The organism is Komagataeibacter oboediens, assembly GCF_018491655.1.
GTDB classification, from domain to species: Bacteria; Pseudomonadota; Alphaproteobacteria; order Acetobacterales; family Acetobacteraceae; genus Komagataeibacter; species Komagataeibacter oboediens.
Genome location: NZ_JABLUU010000004.1, coordinates 1 through 17,140 on the forward strand (window position 1 = coordinate 1; position 17,140 = coordinate 17,140).

At 65.8% G+C, this 17,140-nt stretch carries 13 protein-coding genes; 7 read left to right on the forward strand and 6 right to left on the reverse strand.

The window, feature by feature from the left end; translation table 11 throughout:
- Positions 1-340 precede the first annotated feature (340 nt).
- Entirely contained in the window at positions 341-1,732 is a 1,392-nt protein-coding gene (locus HNO79_RS04840; RefSeq protein ID WP_214165034.1) for an MFS transporter, read from the reverse strand.
- A 177-nt stretch (positions 1,733-1,909) separates the two neighbouring features.
- Here HNO79_RS04840 and HNO79_RS04845 point away from each other — a divergent pair, with 177 nt between their 5' ends.
- The 4 genes from HNO79_RS04845 to HNO79_RS04860 all read left to right on the forward strand — a co-directional run bounded on the left by HNO79_RS04845 (position 1,910) and on the right by HNO79_RS04860 (position 5,459).
- Positions 1,910-2,212: a CsbD family protein gene (locus HNO79_RS04845; RefSeq protein ID WP_010516526.1), complete on the forward strand. Its 303-nt coding sequence runs from the start codon at positions 1,910-1,912 to the stop codon at positions 2,210-2,212.
- Positions 2,213-2,318: 106 nt separating this feature from the next.
- Positions 2,319-3,023 carry a ribonuclease HII gene (locus HNO79_RS04850; protein WP_010516525.1) on the forward strand — a complete coding sequence of 235 codons (705 nt, stop codon included), beginning with the start codon at positions 2,319-2,321 and terminating at the stop codon, positions 3,021-3,023.
- Positions 3,024-3,030: 7 nt separating this feature from the next.
- Entirely contained in the window at positions 3,031-4,134 is a 1,104-nt protein-coding gene (locus tag HNO79_RS04855) for a site-specific DNA-methyltransferase (RefSeq protein ID WP_010516524.1), read from the forward strand.
- 44 nt (positions 4,135-4,178) lie between these two features.
- Positions 4,179-5,459, forward strand: coding sequence for a DNA adenine methylase (locus HNO79_RS04860; protein WP_048855651.1), 1,281 nt, complete (start codon positions 4,179-4,181; stop codon positions 5,457-5,459).
- A gap of 206 nt (positions 5,460-5,665) precedes the next feature.
- Here HNO79_RS04860 and HNO79_RS04865 read toward each other — a convergent pair whose 3' ends face one another.
- From HNO79_RS04865 to HNO79_RS04885, 5 genes are all read right to left on the reverse strand, one after another.
- Positions 5,666-6,262 (reverse strand): ankyrin repeat domain-containing protein, encoded by a 597-nt coding sequence (locus tag HNO79_RS04865; RefSeq protein WP_010516522.1) that lies wholly within the window; start codon positions 6,260-6,262, stop codon positions 5,666-5,668.
- A 114-nt stretch (positions 6,263-6,376) separates the two neighbouring features.
- On the reverse strand, positions 6,377-8,521 hold the full coding sequence (locus HNO79_RS04870) for a VWA domain-containing protein (RefSeq protein WP_214165028.1): 2,145 nt from the start codon (positions 8,519-8,521) through the stop codon (positions 6,377-6,379).
- The gene (locus HNO79_RS04875) at positions 8,518-11,247 is read right to left on the reverse strand and encodes a DUF4159 domain-containing protein (protein ID WP_214165027.1); all 2,730 of its coding nucleotides are present in this window, start codon (positions 11,245-11,247) and stop codon (positions 8,518-8,520) included. The genes HNO79_RS04870 and HNO79_RS04875 overlap by 4 nt, the downstream gene beginning before the upstream one ends.
- Positions 11,244-12,248, reverse strand: coding sequence for a DUF58 domain-containing protein (locus HNO79_RS04880; RefSeq protein ID WP_214165026.1), 1,005 nt, complete (start codon positions 12,246-12,248; stop codon positions 11,244-11,246). Before HNO79_RS04880 ends, HNO79_RS04875 begins: the two co-directional genes overlap by 4 nt.
- 2 nt (positions 12,249-12,250) lie before the next feature.
- On the reverse strand, positions 12,251-13,303 hold the full coding sequence (locus HNO79_RS04885; RefSeq protein ID WP_214165025.1) for an AAA family ATPase: 1,053 nt from the start codon (positions 13,301-13,303) through the stop codon (positions 12,251-12,253).
- Positions 13,304-13,397: 94 nt separating this feature from the next.
- Between HNO79_RS04885 and HNO79_RS04890 the strand changes: the two genes are divergently transcribed.
- From HNO79_RS04890 to HNO79_RS04900, 3 genes are read left to right on the forward strand one after another with little or no spacing between them, the layout of a single operon-like run.
- Positions 13,398-13,976 (forward strand): DUF1285 domain-containing protein, encoded by a 579-nt coding sequence (locus tag HNO79_RS04890; RefSeq protein ID WP_214165024.1) that lies wholly within the window; start codon positions 13,398-13,400, stop codon positions 13,974-13,976.
- Complete coding sequence (locus HNO79_RS04895; protein WP_214165023.1) at positions 13,973-15,199, forward strand: CCA tRNA nucleotidyltransferase; 1,227 nt, start codon at positions 13,973-13,975, stop codon at positions 15,197-15,199. The genes HNO79_RS04890 and HNO79_RS04895 overlap by 4 nt, the downstream gene beginning before the upstream one ends.
- A 59-nt stretch (positions 15,200-15,258) precedes the next feature.
- The gene (locus tag HNO79_RS04900; protein ID WP_214165022.1) at positions 15,259-17,043 is read left to right on the forward strand and encodes an ABC transporter ATP-binding protein; all 1,785 of its coding nucleotides are present in this window, start codon (positions 15,259-15,261) and stop codon (positions 17,041-17,043) included.
- The last annotated feature ends 97 nt before the right edge of the window (positions 17,044-17,140 follow it).

Sequence of the window (17,140 nt, forward strand, 5' to 3'; positions counted from 1 at the left end):
TCTGTGGCCACCGCCACCGGAATGCGGGCGAAGGAAGGCGACACCAAGCACAACCGCCAGCGCCCCGCCCGCCAGATAAAGGATGCGCCGCCCGCGCCGGGAGCTTCCCCCGGGGGGCGTGCCGGGACCTGAAGTGGGGGGCGGGGGAGGGGTTGTATCCATGCGGTCGGTTTTCTGCCTGTTGTCGGACGGATGTCCTGCTCTTGTAGGACCGGGTCATGCGTGATGGGGCAAGGTTTCTGATTCGCCCAGTTGCAGTATTAACACGGCTGCGAAACTGTCTAAGTTAGGGAATGTAACATTGTCTGCGCGGTGGGAAAGAGGGAAACTGCCGAACGTTTCAATATCGTTTCTTTCCGGTGTTTTCAATGTGTTCATGCCCGCTTACGGTGGCCCCGGCATCGGCGGAAAGTCGCAGCAGGATCGGCAGCGCCATTGATGCGACCAGCGCGCACGCCATGAATGTCAGACTGTAATCCTGCCCCTGCCATTTCACGGGCAGTACCGAGTGGCATGCGGCCAGCATCCCGGCGGCAAGGCATATGCCCATTGTCAGCATGACCTGCTGGCAGGTGGAATACAGGCTGGTTGCCGTTCCCATGCGTGGCTTTGGCATGTCAGCATACGCGATGGTGTTGTAGCCGGTGTAAAGCAGCGTCTGGCCCATCCCGTTCATGGCCAGCAGCCCCAGCAGCCACCCCATGGGCATGCCCGGTCGGAACCCGGCCAGCAGCAGGCATACGGCCGGCAGCACAAGGCTGGCCACGCACATCACGGTGCGGAAGCCCCGGCCACGGTAAATGCGGGGGGCCGCGAACCGCATGACCAGCGCGCCAACCGGGGCGATGAAGGTGATCAGCCCGCTCTGGGCGGCGCTGGCGCCAAAGCGTGTCTGCAGCAGCGATGGCAGGAGAAAGATGATCCCGGCGGTGGCAATGCGGGTCAGTCCCCCGGCAAGGACCGAAATGCGGAAGGTCGCCACCCGCAGCAGCGACAGGTCCAGCACCGGGTGCGTTACCCCCCGCGCATGGCGCAGGTAGGCCCCGGCGCACAGCGGGGCCAGCAGCAGCAGCCCGAAAGATATGACGGGTGGAAAGCCCGGATGGGTCAGCATTTCCATGCCGAAGATCAGCCCCGCCAGCCCGGTCGCGGACAGGATGTTGCCCCGCAGGTCAAAGGGGGGTGGACGGACCGCACGGATCTGGGGAATGAACCGTCCCGTCATTACAATGGCCAGCAGGCCGAGCGGGATGTTGATGTAGAAGATCCACCGCCACGACAGCCATGATGTCAGCACGCCCCCCAGCACCGGCCCGGCCATGGGGCCGATGGTGGCGGGCAGCATGACCCACGCCATGGCAGCCAGCAGTTCCGACTTGGGCACGTTCTGCAGGATCACCAGCCGGCCGACCGGGACCATCATGGCGCCGCCCGCGCCCTGCACCAGTCGCGCCAGTGCCAGCACCACAAGATTGGGCGCCCACCCGCACAGCAGCGAACCGGACAGGAACAGCACGACGGCGCAGCGCAGCGTGGTCCGGCTGCCGAAGCGTTCGGCCACATGGCCCGATGCCGGGATCAGGGCGGCAAGGCCCAGCATGTAGACCGTCAGCGCGATGCTGGTCTGGGGAATGTCGACATGGAAATCCCCCGCCATGGCGGGCAGCGCCGTGGTCAGGGCCGTGCCGTCAATCTGTTCCATCATCATCAGGCTGGCGACGATCAGGGCCATGATACGCTTGCGCGCGGTGGAGGGTGACTCCATGCGGGGGGAAGGTGGGGGCAATGTGGGGGAAGCGGTCGTCAAGGGGGGCATGATCATGCATGATATACGCGGTACGGAACCGTAAGCGCCATCGTGGCGTTACAGGCCTGCGCTACACATCAGCGATATAACGGAGTACGAATCATGTCGGAAGACAAGGCAACGCCCATCGAGAACAAGGCCGAAGGCATCATGGACGAAGGCGTGGGCCGCCTGAAGGATGCTGCTGGTGGCCTGACGGGCAACATGGGCATGCAGGCGGAAGGCAAGGTGGACCAGCTTGCGGGCATGGCACGTCAGGAATTCGCCGACCTGTATGAAGAAGGCGAGGGCAAGGTTGAACGTGCGGTCACGTTCGTACGCGAACGCCCGCTGTTTTCGCTGGGGATCGCAGCTGCGCTGGGCACCATTGTCGGGATGATTTTCATGCCCCGTCGCAAGGGCTGAACCGGGTCGAGTCGTTTTTTTTTCATTTTAAGGGACTCGATGAGTCCACAGCATCTTGCGCAACCCTGCATAAAAATGGTTTCCATCCTTCCAGAACGGAAATTCGATGCGAATCGGGCCGGAACGGTTCGATTCGCATACGATCAGGAAGGAATGGATGCCCGATTACGCGCTTGAAAACGCCCATGGGGGACGGGTCGCCGGTGTGGATGAGGTAGGTCGTGGCCCGTTGGCCGGACCTGTCGTCGCTGCGGCGGTCATGTTCCTTTCCGGCGTGCCGGGCGTGCTTGCGGACAGGCTGGATGATTCAAAGAAGCTGAAGCCGGCAGTCAGGCAGCAGCTTTATGATGTGCTGCACGCCACGCCTGGTGTCCTGATCGGGGTGGGTGCCGCATCTGTTTCTGAAATCGAACGGTATAATATCCTGCGCGCGTCATGGGTTGCCATGCAGCGTGCGGTCGGTCGCCTGCCGCAATCCCCTGAACTGGTTCTGGTTGATGGAAACGCCGCGCCCGATTTCGGGTGCCCGGCGCGATGCGTCGTGGGGGGGGATGCGATCAGCCTGTCCATCTCGGCGGCCTCCGTCGTGGCCAAGGTCATCCGGGACCGGCTGATGACGCGGCTGGCGCAGCGCTGGCCCAGCTATGGCTGGGATCGCAACGCGGGCTACGGCACCCCCATTCACCGTGCGGCCCTGATGGCGGATGGCATCAGCCCCCACCATCGCGCGGCATTCGGCACGGTGCGCCGGATCGTGCAGGCGTCGGTTTCCCCTTATTCACCCCAAAGCGCGGAGCAGCCATCATGCTGAACAATTCATGAGCGGTGCGGTTATGATGGAATTGCCCCTGGACCAGGTGCTGCGGGGCGACTGTGTCGAGATGATGCAGACCCTGCCCGCGGGGTCGATCGACTGTGTCTTCGCGGACCCGCCCTACAACCTGCAGTTGAAGGGCGAGTTGCGTCGGCCCGATGACAGTGTGGTCGATGGGGTGGATGACGACTGGGACAAGTTCAGTGACCTGAAGGCCTATGATGAATTTACCCGCGCGTGGCTTAGCGAAGCGCGGCGCGTGCTGCGCAAGGATGGCACGATATGGGTAATCGGATCATACCATAACATTTTCCGTATCGGCGCGATCCTGCAGGATCTGGGGTTCTGGATCCTCAATGACGTGATCTGGCGCAAGTCCAACCCCATGCCCAATTTCCGTGGTCGCCGTTTCACCAACGCGCATGAAACGCTGATCTGGGCGGCAAGGGGACCGGACAGCCGCTATCGCTTCAACTATCAGGCGATGAAGGCGCTGAATGATGATGTGCAGATGCGCTCCGACTGGTACCTGCCGCTGTGCACCGGCGGCGAACGGCTGCGTAACGAGCATGGCCTGAAGCTGCACCCTACCCAGAAACCCGAGAGCCTTCTGCATCGCGTGCTGGTGGCCTCGACCAACGTCGATGACGTGGTGCTGGACCCCTTTACGGGCACCGGCACCACCACCGCCATGGCGCGCAGGCTGCGGCGGCGCTTTATTGGCATTGAACGTCATCCCGATTATGCCGAGGCCGCGATCGGCCGCGCCCGCCGGGAAAAACCCGTGCCGCTGGACAGCGTGCTGACCACGCCCGCCCGCCGTGAAAGCCCGCGCGTGCCCTTTGGCCTGCTGGTGGAACGGGGCATGGTGCCTGCGGGCACCGTGCTCATGGACCGGCAGAAGCGGGTGCGCGCCACCGTATCGCCCGATGGTACGCTGGTCAGTGGACGGCACCGGGGGTCGATCCATAAAATGGGTGCGCTGCTGACCAACGCGCCATCATGCAATGGCTGGACCTTCTGGTATTTCGAGCGCGAGGGCGAACTGACCCAGCTTGATGTGCTGCGCGGTGAAATCCGGGCGGAGCAGGCAGCCGTCGCCTCCTGACCGATGGCGGTGGGGCAGGACAAACCATTCAGGGAAGCGGCAGCATGAACCGGCGCCCCGATCTTGCCGGGCCTCATGCCCTGTCCGCGATGGAATGGAACGCGGGCCGCCATTCCGCCCTGCAGACGGATGATTACCTGTTCAGTCAGCTTATCCCCTATATCGGGAACAAGCGTAAACTGCTGGGGCTGATCGCGCAGGCGATCGCGGCCACGGGGGAAGATCCCGGGCAGACCGATTTCGTGGATCTGTTTGCCGGGACCGGCGTCGTGTCGCGTCTGGCCAAGCGGCTTGGTTTTCGCGTGCTGACTAATGACTGGGAACCGTATAGCGAGGTCCTGAACCGATGCCATGTGGCCACGTCCGCTCCACCCCGGTTTGCGGGGGGACGCGATTATGCGCAGGTCATGGCTGAACTGAATGCCCTGCCGCCGCTGGAAGGCTGGGTGACGCGGCACCTGTGCCCCGATGATGACGTGCAGTATGACACGGCACGTGACCGGATGTTCTATATGCGCAAGAACGGCATGCGTATTGATGCCATCCGTGAACGGATCGCGCAGTGGGAACATGACGGCCTGCTTGATGCCGCGCAGAAGGCGTGCCTGCTTGCGCCATTACTGTACAGCGCCAGTTACAACAGTAATACCAGCGGCCTGTTCAAGGGGTTTCACCGGGGCTGGGGCGGGCGCACCGGCACAGCGCTGTACCGGATCGCGGCGGACCTGTACCTGCGCCCGGCCTGCTTTATCGATAACGGGCGTGACAACCGGGTCATGCGCATGGACGCACATGAACTGGCCACGCATCTGCCCACGCAGGTGGGACAGGCTACGATCACGTATGTGGACCCGCCCTACAACCAGCATCCTTACGGCGCGAATTACCATGTGCTGAATACGATCGCCCTGTGGGACCAGCCGGACCTTGCCCCCAAGATCACGGGGCGGGATAAATCGGCGATCCGGCAGGACTGGCGGACGGAGCGCCGTAGCCCCTATAATCATCGCAGGCAGGCGCTGGTGGCCTACCGTGACCTGTTATCCGCGCTGGATACGCGCTGGGTCGCCACCAGTTACAGCACCGATGGCTTCATTCCGCTGGATGATATGGTGCGCGCCAACTGCGAACGTGGGGAGGTCCGGGTTTTTACCCGTGGCTACAAACGCTATCGCGTCAGCCGCCAGCGGTATTCGGCACGTCCCATGACCGTCGAATTCATCCTGCTGACCAATACACGGCGGCGCGGAACATGTGACCCGGACGGGATCGTGCAGGAAATCATGGCCGTGGAGGCCGACCTGAATTCGCCGGGCGGGAACTGACGACATTTCTTAAGCACGACCCGCGCCCGGAATGGATTCTGGAGGGATGGCCTGAAACGTCCGTCCGGGACGCATCCGGCAATAATAGCAGGCCAGGTATTGGGGCCGCTTTTTCAGAAAGCGCCCCGAACCATCGTCTTTTCGCAAAGAGATGACACCCGGAAAGTTTTATTCTTTTTTATCAGCCGTGTATTTTAGCCAGTCCCTTAGCTGCCGCCAAAGCCGAGGAACCCGATGGACGGATCGGCATGGCCGCCGGACGCATCATACCGCCTGTCGGCGCTGGCGGTGGTGGAGGCATGGTGCGGCATGGTCAGCGGCGGGGTGTCATCCTCGCCTTCCGCAAGGTTGTTGGATGCAAAATGCGGGTCTGAATCCGAGAAGGTGCGCATGGACAGCAGCAGGAAGGTAATATCATTGCGGTTCAGGTCAATCGCCATGTCCAGCGGCGTCTGCCCCAGCACGTTATGGCCCGTCATGTCCGCGCCCCGGTTCAGGGCTTCCTTCGCCGCACCAAGGCTGCCACGGTTGATGGCGTCAAACAGTGCGTCGGTCGGATTCATGTCGGCGCTGGCGTGGCCGTGTTCCTCTTCGCTGGATTCCGCACCGGGCAGGGCCGCAGGCGGGGCCGCGGCCTTGGCTGCACGGCGGGCCTCAGCCTTTTTCGCAGCTTCGGCGGCTTCGCCCTCGGCTTCCGCTTCGTCGGCATCCTGCGCATGGGCCATATGGATGGGCATGCATACGGAAGGGACGCCTGCGAACAGGGTTGCGACAAGAAGATAAATACCGGATCTGGAAATCATGTCCTGTCCCGAGAGTGAGCGTTCGTCCGGGCATGCGAAACTGCCATATGCCACCCGACCGTTCTGGTGATTACCGCAAAATGGCGGCGGATGCGATGCCTAATCATCTTTCTGTCAGGAACGGCTTTCGCGCCACCATGCCACAAGCAGCATGACCAGCACGAACAGCCCCACCGCCCAGGCTGGCAGCATGGACGTGGCCTGCTGTCCCGATACGCTGTGCGCGTTGCGTGCGGGGAAGGCAAACCGGTCCGCGGTCGAGGTCACCCGTCCGTCTTCCATGACGACCTGCGGCAGGGACGGTGCCTGCGGGTTATCGCCCAGCCAGTGCACACCGCCCCCCGTCGCCGCGGCCATGGGGGCCAGCAGGGACGCCGTTGCCCGCAGGTCGGCAAACTCGACCGGGTCTTCGGCGCGCGGGGCGGCAAAGGCTTCATGTCCCGCATCGTCACGCACGGTCCATATCCCTTCCTGCCGTGCGGGCAGGCGTGCGCGGGTCAGTCCCGTATTGCCCGCGGGTTCCAGCGTTATGGACTGCGTGGTGCCATCGGGGGCGATCACATGGACAACCGGTGGCGGCCCGGCAGTGACCGAACGGCGGGTAATGGTCATCTGGCCTGCCGAGATTTCGGCCTCAAGCTGGTTTTCCTCCAGCTCCGGCTCCTTCATCAGCCAGTGTGAAATGCGCCGCAGCAGTTCGGATTGCGGCCCCCCGCCACCTTCGCCATGCGACCACAGCCACGCCTGGTCCGACAGCAGGAAGGCCACGCGTCCCTTGCCCGCGTGGTCAAGGACCAGCAGGGGCTGCTGGTCCGGGCCTGTCATCAGCACTTCGCCGCCCGCCGTATCCGTATGCAGGCTGCGGTACCACGGCCCCCATCCCGGCTGGCCGCCCGCATGGTCGGGCGCGCCCGGCAGGCCGGAGGTCACGGGATGACGCATGCCGGTTTCCGTCAGGTCGGGCCGGAACCGGCGCACGGTCATGCCGTCGGTGGACGCCACGTGGGCCGGCAGGATATCCGATAGCGGCGTGTCCTGCAGGGACCCGGGGGTCAGGAATTCCGGTCCCCCGATCAGCAGCAGCCCGCCGCCCGCGCGGATGTGGTTGACGATATTGCGCAGGTAGGCTTCAGGCAAGATGCCCCGGTTTTCGAACCCGTCGAGGATGATGAGGTCGAACTGGTCGATTTTCTGCTGGAACAGTTCATTCACCGGGAAGGCGATCAAAGCCAGGTCCGACAGCGGCGTGCCGTCATCGCGATCGGGCGGGCGCAGGATGGTGAAGTGGACCAGATCAACCGACGGGTCGGCCTTCAGCAGTCGCCGCCAGACCCGTTCGCCCTGGTTGGGGGTGCCCGATACCAGCAGCACGCGCAGCCGGTCGCGCACGCCGTTGATGCGGATGACATCATGATTGTTGCGTGTTGAAACCTCGCCAGGCAGTTCAGGCGCCGACAGGCCCACCAGCATCTCGCCCGGATGGGTGACCGGCAGGGTGATGTCCTGTGGCTGCCCGATCTGCACGGGACGGGAGAAGGTCGTGCCATCCCCCTGCGTCAGGGTCAGCTGGGTGGTGGCGCCGGGGGCGGGATGCGCGCCCTGGTCATCAATCTCGACACGGATGGTCACGTCCTTGCCGACAATGGCGAAGGGCGGCGCCTGGAGCACGCGCAGGTGGCGATCCGTTTCCTCCCCACTGCCGGTCAGCAGGACATGCAGCGGCAGCATCGTGCGGTGGCCATGTCCGTCATCGGGGTCGAGCATGTCGGGAACACTTGCGGGAATGTCATGGTCTTCCCCGTCGGTCACCAGCACCGCACCCGCAAGGCGTGAGGGCGGAATATCCGCCGCCGCCTGCCGCAATGCACCAAACAGCCGCGTGCCCCCATGCTGGGCTTCGCGCAGGGTCACGATGCGCGGCACAAGCCCCGGCACGCGGTTCATCTCCGCCTGCAGGCGTTCGGCGGTGTTGCGCGCCATCTCGTCGCGGTTGCGCTCGGACATGGATGCCGACTGGTCCACCATGATCAGCGCGGTTTCAGGCAGAGGGTGCCATGTTTCGGTAATGCGCTGCGGGTTGCACAGCCACGCGATGAGGCCCAGCGCCGCCAGCAGCCGCCACACGCTGCCGCGCACCCGTCGCACAACTCCCATGACCGCGAGGGCCACAGCCATGGCCAGCAGGATGTCGATGCACCATGGCGGCACCTGCGGGCTGAATGCCATCATGTGGCGTGACAGGTCGGGCATGCCCATCATTCCCCCAGCCGTTTCAGCAGGGCGGGCACATGCACCTGATCCGCCTTGTAATTGCCAGTCAGCGCGTAAATCACGGCATTGACCCCGAACCGGTAGGCCACCACGCGCTGTTCCGCGCCATCGGGAACGGGGGCATACGGTGTGTTGCCGCCATCATCCACCGCCCATGCATGTGCCCAGTCATTGCTGCCGATGATGACGGGACTGACGCCGTCATTCGTGCTGTCGCCTTCCTGCGCGACCCATACCAGCATGCCGTCATAGCGACCGGGAAAATCGTGCAGCAGGTAGAATGTGCGCGACAGCACATGGTGGGTATCCAGCCGGGTCAGCGGGGGGATATCCAGCCCCGCCGTCATGCGCCGCAACGCCGCCGCCGTTCCGGGGGCGGACCCGGTATAGCCGCTGGCGGTGTTGGGTGCCGTGGCGGGGTCCTGTCCCTGCGTGTCGATCATCAGGATGCCGCCATGGCGCATGTAGGTGTTCAGTGCCGCCGTGCGCGCGGGCGTGGTGGTGGTGTCCGCCGTCACGGGCCAGTAGATGAGCGGATAGTACGACAGGTCATCATGTTCCGGCACGACGCCATCAGGATGGCCCAGCACGGCGGAGGTCCGGGCATTGACGTAATCCGACAGTCCCTGCAGCCCTTCTTTCGAGACATCATCGATATCCGCATGTCCGGTCACGATATAGGCCAGCCGGGTTTCCAGCGCCGCGCGGGGTACGTCGGGGGGAATGTCCTCCGCCGCATGGGCGGGCTCATGCAGCGTGCAGGCCAGCAGCATTGCCACGGTCGCCCGGCGGCCCCATTTGCGTCCGCGCTGCATTACGCTTGCCACCCCATCCACGATCAGCAGCAGTGCGGCCATGACCATGAGTACCGGCCCGATGGCAAGGTCAGGCACCTGACCGCGCAGGTCGGATGCCGTGCCGATGGCTGCCTGCGGGGCAAGCGGGGCCGGATCATCGCCCGGATTGAGTGCACGGCGGCTGTTGCGCTGCCCATACAGTCCCGGCGGGTGTTCCGGTGTCGGGGTGGTATGGCCAAAGGCATCGGCCCGCAGGGCCTGCGCGCCTGCCGGTGGCGTGACCAGCGCGCCATCGCCATCCAGCGTCATGTAGGGGGCCAGCAGGGTACGGCCCGCTGGTGTCTCGATGCCCGAAGCTTCATCAATCAGGTGCTGCAGCATGCTGACGAACAGCCCCGACAGCGGCAGGTTGGACCATTCCGCCGTACTGGTGACATGGAACAGCACGACCTGCCCGGCGCCAAGGGCGGCATGCGTGACCAGTGGTGTACCATCGGTCAGCCGCGCCCAGCTATGGCTGTCCAGATCGGTGGAGGGCTGCGCCAGGACCTGACGCGACACCGTGACATCGCCGGGGATGTCGAGGTCATGGAACGGGGAAGATGCGGGGAAGGGGGCAAGGTGTTCCGGTCTGCTCCATGACATGGTGCCGCCCAGCACCCGCTCGCCCCCCATCAGCGGAACAGGCAGCAGCGTGTCCGCAGGCTTGGGTGTGGGGTCGGTATTATCACCGGACTGGACCAGCAGGGGGCCGGCAAAACGGATCAGTGTGCCGCCACTGCGTACCCATGCCTCCACTTTCTTGCGGCTGTCCGGGCTGCCCAGCGTGCCGTCAGGCGCGATGATGACCGACAGCGGGCGGGCCAGCAGCGTATCCAGATCCCCTTCGCGCAGTTCGGCGGTGGGCTGCAGCGCCCGGCGCAGGTAGAACAGGCTGCCCATGAGCGGCGTATCGGATGACGTGCTGGCGATCAGCCCCACGGGGCGCTGGCGTTCGCGTTCATCCAGCAGGCGTATCCCGCCCGGCCCGTTCACGCCATCCAGCGACAGGTGATCGACCTTGCTGCGTAGTTCCGCCGGCAGGTCGGGGGTGGCGTCCACATGGTCCTGTCCCGCGGGCAGGGTCACGGGCACAAGACCCAGCGTGCCGCCCGCCGCGGTTTCAAGCCGCAGCTGCCATGTGCGCGGCTGGGGACGTGGCACGGCGCGGATGCGGGTGGCAAGGCTGCTTTCGCCCCGGCCGGGCGGTGCAAGCAGGGTAATATCCGAACCGGGCAGGTACATGTCCCGCACCGGTCCGATTCTGGCCAGTGCGGCGCCAAATGCGGCATCCGCCGGGGTGGCCAGTCCGTCAGCAATATAGATGACCGGTCCGTGCCAGCCCTGCTGCGCCAGTTGCGCCAGCGCCTGTGTGGCGGCAGCGCGGTCAACCGGCCATGCGCGGGGCAGGAGCGGGTCAAGCATGCCGCGCAGCACCTGTGCCGACTGCATGGGCTGGACCATGACGGGATCCAGCGCGTCACCGCGCGCCGTCAGCAGCAGGCGCGCGCCATGCCCGGTGCGCGACAGGTGATCCAGCAGCCCGTCCAGCGCGTGGATGCGCTGTGGCCATGTACCCGCCGCGGCCCAGCCGTTATCCAGCACGATCAGGCAGTCGGCATCGGCAATGCCGGCCTGCCCGCGCGGAAAGACCGGCTGCGCCAGCCCCAGAACCAGCAGCCCCACGGCAGCACAGCGCAGCAGCAGCCGCCAGAGCGGGGCGGATGTCGCGTCCGGCGGCGGCGCATTGAGTGCACGCAGCAGGGCCATGGGCGGAAAGGACTGCACGCGCGGCGCGGGGGGCAGGGCATGCAGCAGCCACCACACCACCGGCAGCGCCAGCAGGCCCAGCAGCATCCATGGCGCGAGCAGCATCATGGCCTGTTTCCCATGCCCGGCAGGGCATGTAGCGCCAGCAGGGCCTGTTCGGGGGGCTGGTCCGTCAGGTGCGGCACGGGCGGGGAGCCCGCTGCCTGGCACACCGTGCGCAGCTGATCCTGATGGCGCGCCCAGACCGCACTGTAATCGTGGCGCAGCGTGGCATCGCCATTCAGCAGCACGGTTGTTTCGTCCTCCAGCCCGGTAAAGCGTGTATGGCCTTCATATGGAAGGGTGGTCTCCGCCGGATCGATTATTTCGACCAGCGTGCAGGTCGCCTGCCGCGCGGTCGCCGCGCGCAGGAAGGCCGATAGTTGTGGCACGGGATACAGCCCGTCGCCAAACAGCAGTACCCGGCTGCGCGCGGGAATGGCGGCGGCCAGCGGCAGGGCGGGCTCATCCACCGTTGCGCGCAGGGCGGCAATCAGTGCCTGCGCCATCCGTTCCAGCGCCTGTCGGCCCCGCAGGCGCAGCGGTGGCGCGCCGGTCGTGCCCAGCAGGCGGATGTCCTCCCCCTGCCGCAGCAGCATTGCGGCGCAGGCCAGTGCCAGCAGAAAGGCGCGTTCGGCCTTCAGCGGCAGGCTGTCAGCAGACCGCCAGCGCATGGATGCACTGTTATCGCACCAGATGCATATGGTATGCGGGGTCTGGGCTTCATGTTCGCGCACGAAGGCCCTGTCCCCCCGCGCCGACTGCCGCCAGTCGATATGGGTCGCGGCCTCGCCCGGTGTGGCGGGGCGGTACTGCCAGAATTCCTCGCCCACACCTGCCTTGCGCCGGGGGTGGGGGCCACCGCCCGCGTTCTGCGCGATCCGTCGCGCCGCCACGATCAGGGTAGGCAGGCGGCTGGCCAGTGAATCCGCCAGTGCCGCTGCCGCAACCGGGTGGCGTGGCAGGAAGGGACTGCCACCACCCGCAGGCCCCGACGGGGACGCCGCCCGTTCAGGCCCCGGTCTGGGCCGGCCGGACAGCCGCGTGAGAAAGGACAGGGGAGACCGCAACGTCAGCCAATCCGTCCGACCAGTGTGTCGATCAGCGTTGCCAGACGGACATTTTCCGCCCGTGCGGTAAAGGATAGCGCCATGCGGTGGGCAAGGACGGGGTGGGCCAGTGCGGCCACGTCCTCGATTGTGGGGGAAAGGCGGCCATCCAGCAGGGCGCGCGCCCGGGTGGCCAGCATCAGCGCCTGTGCCGCGCGTGGGCCGGGGCCCCATGCCACGGCTTCGCGTATGGTCGGGTCATCGGTCGTTTCCGGTCGGGCCGCGCGGACAAGCCGCACGATCGCATCCACCACCTGTTCGCCCACCGGCAGCGCGCGCACCAGATCCTGTGCTGCCAGCACGTCGGCTGCCGCCAGCACGGGCCGGGCCGTGGCCGTGGTGGTGCCGGTGGTGGACAGCAGCATGGCGCGTTCGGCACCGGCATCGGGGAAATCCAGCGTCACCTGCATGAGGAAACGGTCAAGCTGTGCCTCAGGCAGGGGATAGGTGCCTTCCTGCTCGATCGGGTTCTGGGTGGCCAGAACATGGAAGGGGCGGGGCAGTAGGTGGTTGGTGCCCGCGATGGCGACCTCGTGTTCCTGCATGGCCTGCAGCAGGGCGGACTGGGTGCGGGGGCTGGCGCGGTTGATTTCATCGGCCATCAGCAGCTGGCAGAATACCGGCCCCGCCACGAAGCGGAAGCTGCGGCGGCCGCTGTCGTCCTCATCCAGTATCTCGCTGCCCAGAATATCCGATGGCATGAGGTCGGGCGTGAACTGCACGCGCCGCGCATCCATGCCCATGACGTGACCCAGCGTTGTGACCAGCAGCGTCTTGCCCAGTCCCGGCGCACCCACAAGCAGCGCGTGCCCACCCGACAGGATGGCGGTCAGCACAAGGTCGATCACCCGGTCCTGTCCCAGTATGACACGGCCGATTTCCGCGCGTGCGTCACGCAGGCGGCCGCCCATGCGTTCGGCCTGGGCTGCGATCTGTTCGCCCGTGGGGGCGGAGGGGGATGTCATGCCCGCCTGCGGCGCCGCATGGAGGGGTGAGGTATCATCCATGGTCATCATTCCAACAGTCTGACAGGTCCGGGGGTTTCATCAAGCCGGTGTTGATCCCTATATCAAGTCCAGCAGCTTCCATAGTGTCGGGTTAACGCAATTGATGGACGATTTCGAGACAGGTGAGACCATGCCCTCCCTTTCCATGGGGCGGACGGCGGGCACATGCGGCGCGCTGCCGTTCCTGATCCGGCGGGACGGGACATGGCTGTACCGTGGCTCCCCCATTCGCCGCAAGACGATGGTCTGCCTGTTCGCATCCACCCTGCGGCGTGATGCGCAGGGTGGCTACCGCCTGCAGACCCCGGTCGAGCAGGGCACGATCGAGGTGGAGGACGCGCCCTTCGTCGCGACCCATCTGGAATGGCATGGCTGTGGGCGGGGGCAGGTACTGTCATTCCGCACCAATGTGGACCAGGTGATCTGCGCGGGACCGAAGCACCCGATTCGCTGTGCATGGGACGTGCCGTGCGAGGGCTGCGGCACGGGGCCGGTGCCCTACCTGCATGTGCGCGACGGGGACGGCGCGCTGCCGATCGAGGCCAGGATCGCGCGCCCTGTCTATTACGAACTGACGGCGCTGGCGGTGGAAGGCAGCTGCCGCGGCGTGCCCTGCCTGGGGGTATGGAGCCAGCATGCGTTTTTCCCCCTGTCCGTCATGCCGGATGATACCTGCCCATGACGGGCACCGACCCGCTTGATGGCCTGCGGCGCGACATGCCCGACATATCAGGGCACCTTGCGCGGATATGGGGCATCCTGCCCGATGCGCGGCTGGTGGGCGGCGCGGTGCGCGACCTGCTGTGCGGGCGCGGGGTGTCGGATATCGACCTTGCCACCCCGCACGCGCCCGATGAGGTCATGGCGCGCATGAAACAGGCGGGGATACGGGTGGTGCCCACGGGCCTGTCGCACGGCACGGTCACCGCCGTGCTGGACGGCCACCCGTTCGAGATCACGACCCTGCGCCGTGATGAGGAAACCGACGGCCGCCACGCCACCGTGGCCTGGACCCATGACTGGCGTGAGGACGCGGCCCGGCGGGATTTCACCATAAATGCCATGTCGTGCGACAGCGCAGGCGTCGTGCATGACTATTTTGGCGGGCAGGCCGACCTTGCGGCAGGGCGTATCCGCTTCGTGGGAAATGCCCGGCAGCGCATTGCGGAAGATGCGCTGCGCATTCTGCGTTTTTTCAGGTTTCAGGCCCGTTATGGCGGCGCCGCGCCCGACCCCGACGCCATTGCGGCCATCACTGCCCTGTCCGGCATGATCGACCGCCTGTCGGTGGAACGGGTGTGGTCGGAACTGCGCCGTATCCTGGTCGGGCCGCACGTGACACGCACGCTGGTCCAGATGCACGACAGCGGCGTGCTGGGCCATGTCCTGCCCGAAGGCTACGACATTGGCCGCCTTGCCCGCCTGCTGTCGTGTGGCGCGCCAGCGGATGCGGTGCTGCGCCTTGCCGCCCTGGTATCGGGTGACGTGCGGGAGGTGGCGCGGCGGCTGAAGCTGTCGCGTGCCGACACCATGGCGCTGGCACAGACACGTGCGGACCCCGTGCCCCTGCCCGGCATGGGGGACGACGTGCTGGCGCCCATGCTGGCCGATCATGCGCTGCGTGATCTGCTGTGGCGCACATGGCTGCGTCAGGCCGACCGTGCCGGACACCGGGACGCGGCATGGGACGCCCTGCGCGCCCGGCTGGATGGTATGGAAAAGCCGGTCTTTCCGCTGGCGGGGCGCGATATCATGGCCACCGGGCGGGCATCGGGGGCCATGGTGGGCCGCGTGCTGGCGCAGGTGCGGCAGTGGTGGCTGGAAAATGGCTGCACCGCAGGCCATGCGGACTGTGTGGCGCGTATGAACGCGGTATTGCGGGACGGTCCTGCCGACGCGACATAATTTGTAACCGTGTGTCGCGGCCCTTTGTTTTGGGCAGCCATGCGGCTATAGCCCGATTGATGAACGCGATTAAACCGCCCACGCCCGACAGGCAGGCCACACCCACGGATATGGTGTCGTCACGCAGCCTGATGCGACGGCTGTGGCATGATGAACTGGCCTGCCACAAGCTGCGCATACTGGCTGTCATGGTGCTGACCGCGCTCATGGCCATTTTCAGTGCGCTGTATCCGCTGGTCATCCAGCGTGCGCTGGACATGTTTGCCGATCATGACCCGCGCATCCTGTATCAGGTGCCGCTGCTGGTGGTGGTGATCACGGTGGCGAAGGCCATATCGCAGTACGGGCAGTCGATCGCGGTGCAGTCGCTGGTGCTGCTGGTCATACGCGGCCTGCAGCAGCGCATGTTCCACCATCTGGTCCATGCCGACATCTCCCGCATCGAAACCGAGGCCCCGGCCCAGATTGCCGCCCGTTTCACCACCGACGCGGTCGCGATTCGTGAGGCGATGATCCGCGCAACCAACGCCCTTGGTGACGCTGTGACGGTGGTGGGGCTGATTGCCTCCATGCTCTACATGGACTGGGAACTCAGCCTGATTGCAGCCGTGCTGTATCCCATCGCGGCCATGCCGGTGCGCAGGCTGGGCAAGCGCCTGCGACGCGAGTCCGGTGGCGTGCACGAACAGGTGGGCGAGACGAGCGCGATGCTGACCGAAAGCTTCAGCCAGTCGCGCACGATCCGTGTCTATCGGCTGGAAGAGGCGGAAGAGCGCCGGGCGGCGCATGTGCTGGACGGGTTGCATGCCGGCCTGCTGCGAATTGCCCGGGGCCGTGCGCGCGTGGACCCGATGCTGGAGGTACTGGGCGGGATCGCGGTGGCGGCCGTGCTGGGCTTTGCCGGGTGGCGGGCGACGCAGGGTGGTGCCACGCTGGGCGATTTTTCGGGGTTTGTCGCGGCCCTTCTGCTGGCGGCACGGCCGCTGCGCGCGCTGGGTACGCTCAATATCGCATTGCAGGAGGGCCTTGGCGGCCTGCAGCGCGTGTTTGACGTGATTGATGAGCCCGTGGCCGTGGCACAGGCGCCCGATGCGATCGACCTGCCGCCCGGCGGGGGCGATCTGCGATTTGAACAGGTGACGTTCCGTTACCCCGATGGCCGCATGGGGCTGGAGGGGCTGGATTTCGTGGCACGCCCCGGCCTGACCGTGGCCCTTGTCGGTCCGTCGGGGGCGGGAAAATCCACCGCCCTGTCGCTGATCCCGCGCCTGCATGATGTATCGGGCGGGCGCATCACGCTGGATGGCGTGGACCTGCGTCGTCTGGTCCTGTCGCAACTGCGCGATGCCATTGCCTATGTCAGTCAGGACACGCTGCTGTTTGACCTGTCGGTCATGGACAACATCCGCATGGGCAACCCGCAGGCCAGTGATGAACAGGTACGCACTGCCGCCCGCGCGGCGGCGGCGGACGAGTTCATTCGGGCCCTGCCGCGCGGATATGACACCGTGGTTGGGCCCGGTGGGCAGCGCCTGTCGGGCGGGCAGCGGCAGCGCGTGGCGCTGGCGCGCGCGCTGCTGCGCAATCCGCGCGTGCTGCTGCTGGATGAAGCGACCAGCGCGCTGGACAGCGAAAGCGAAGCCATTGTCCAGAACGCCCTGACGCACCTGCGTCAGGGGCGCACGACCATTGTGGTGGCCCACCGCCTGTCCACCGTCCGGTCAGCCGATCTTGTCGTGGTTATGGCGCAGGGCCGCGCGGTGGAATGTGGCACGCATGATGCGCTGATGGATGAAGATGGCCTGTATGCCCGCATGGTGCGCAATCAGGCCTTTACGCTGTAAACTGCGCTGAATGTGCATCCGGGCCGGTGATGGCGGTTGAAGTGTTGCAAGCTTCGTGCCATGGATTGACCGACCCGTTCGGTCAATGCGTGGATGA

Bases quoted from the DNA above. Each gene is read 5' to 3' on its own strand.
- HNO79_RS04840 (WP_214165034.1), bottom strand. From the start codon at position 1,732: ATGGCCCTGATCGTCGCCAGCCTGATGATGATGGAACAGATTGACGGC.
- HNO79_RS04845 (WP_010516526.1), top strand. From the start codon at position 1,910: ATGTCGGAAGACAAGGCAACGCCCATCGAGAACAAGGCCGAAGGCATC.
- HNO79_RS04850 (WP_010516525.1), top strand. From the start codon at position 2,319: ATGCGAATCGGGCCGGAACGGTTCGATTCGCATACGATCAGGAAGGAA.
- HNO79_RS04855 (WP_010516524.1), top strand. From the start codon at position 3,031: ATGAGCGGTGCGGTTATGATGGAATTGCCCCTGGACCAGGTGCTGCGG.
- HNO79_RS04860 (WP_048855651.1), top strand. From the start codon at position 4,179: ATGAACCGGCGCCCCGATCTTGCCGGGCCTCATGCCCTGTCCGCGATG.
- HNO79_RS04865 (WP_010516522.1), bottom strand. From the start codon at position 6,262: ATGATTTCCAGATCCGGTATTTATCTTCTTGTCGCAACCCTGTTCGCA.
- HNO79_RS04870 (WP_214165028.1), bottom strand. From the start codon at position 8,521: ATGATGGGCATGCCCGACCTGTCACGCCACATGATGGCATTCAGCCCG.
- HNO79_RS04875 (WP_214165027.1), bottom strand. From the start codon at position 11,247: ATGATGCTGCTCGCGCCATGGATGCTGCTGGGCCTGCTGGCGCTGCCG.
- HNO79_RS04885 (WP_214165025.1), bottom strand. From the start codon at position 13,303: ATGATGACCATGGATGATACCTCACCCCTCCATGCGGCGCCGCAGGCG.
- HNO79_RS04890 (WP_214165024.1), top strand. From the start codon at position 13,398: ATGGACGATTTCGAGACAGGTGAGACCATGCCCTCCCTTTCCATGGGG.
- HNO79_RS04895 (WP_214165023.1), top strand. From the start codon at position 13,973: ATGACGGGCACCGACCCGCTTGATGGCCTGCGGCGCGACATGCCCGAC.
- HNO79_RS04900 (WP_214165022.1), top strand. From the start codon at position 15,259: ATGAACGCGATTAAACCGCCCACGCCCGACAGGCAGGCCACACCCACG.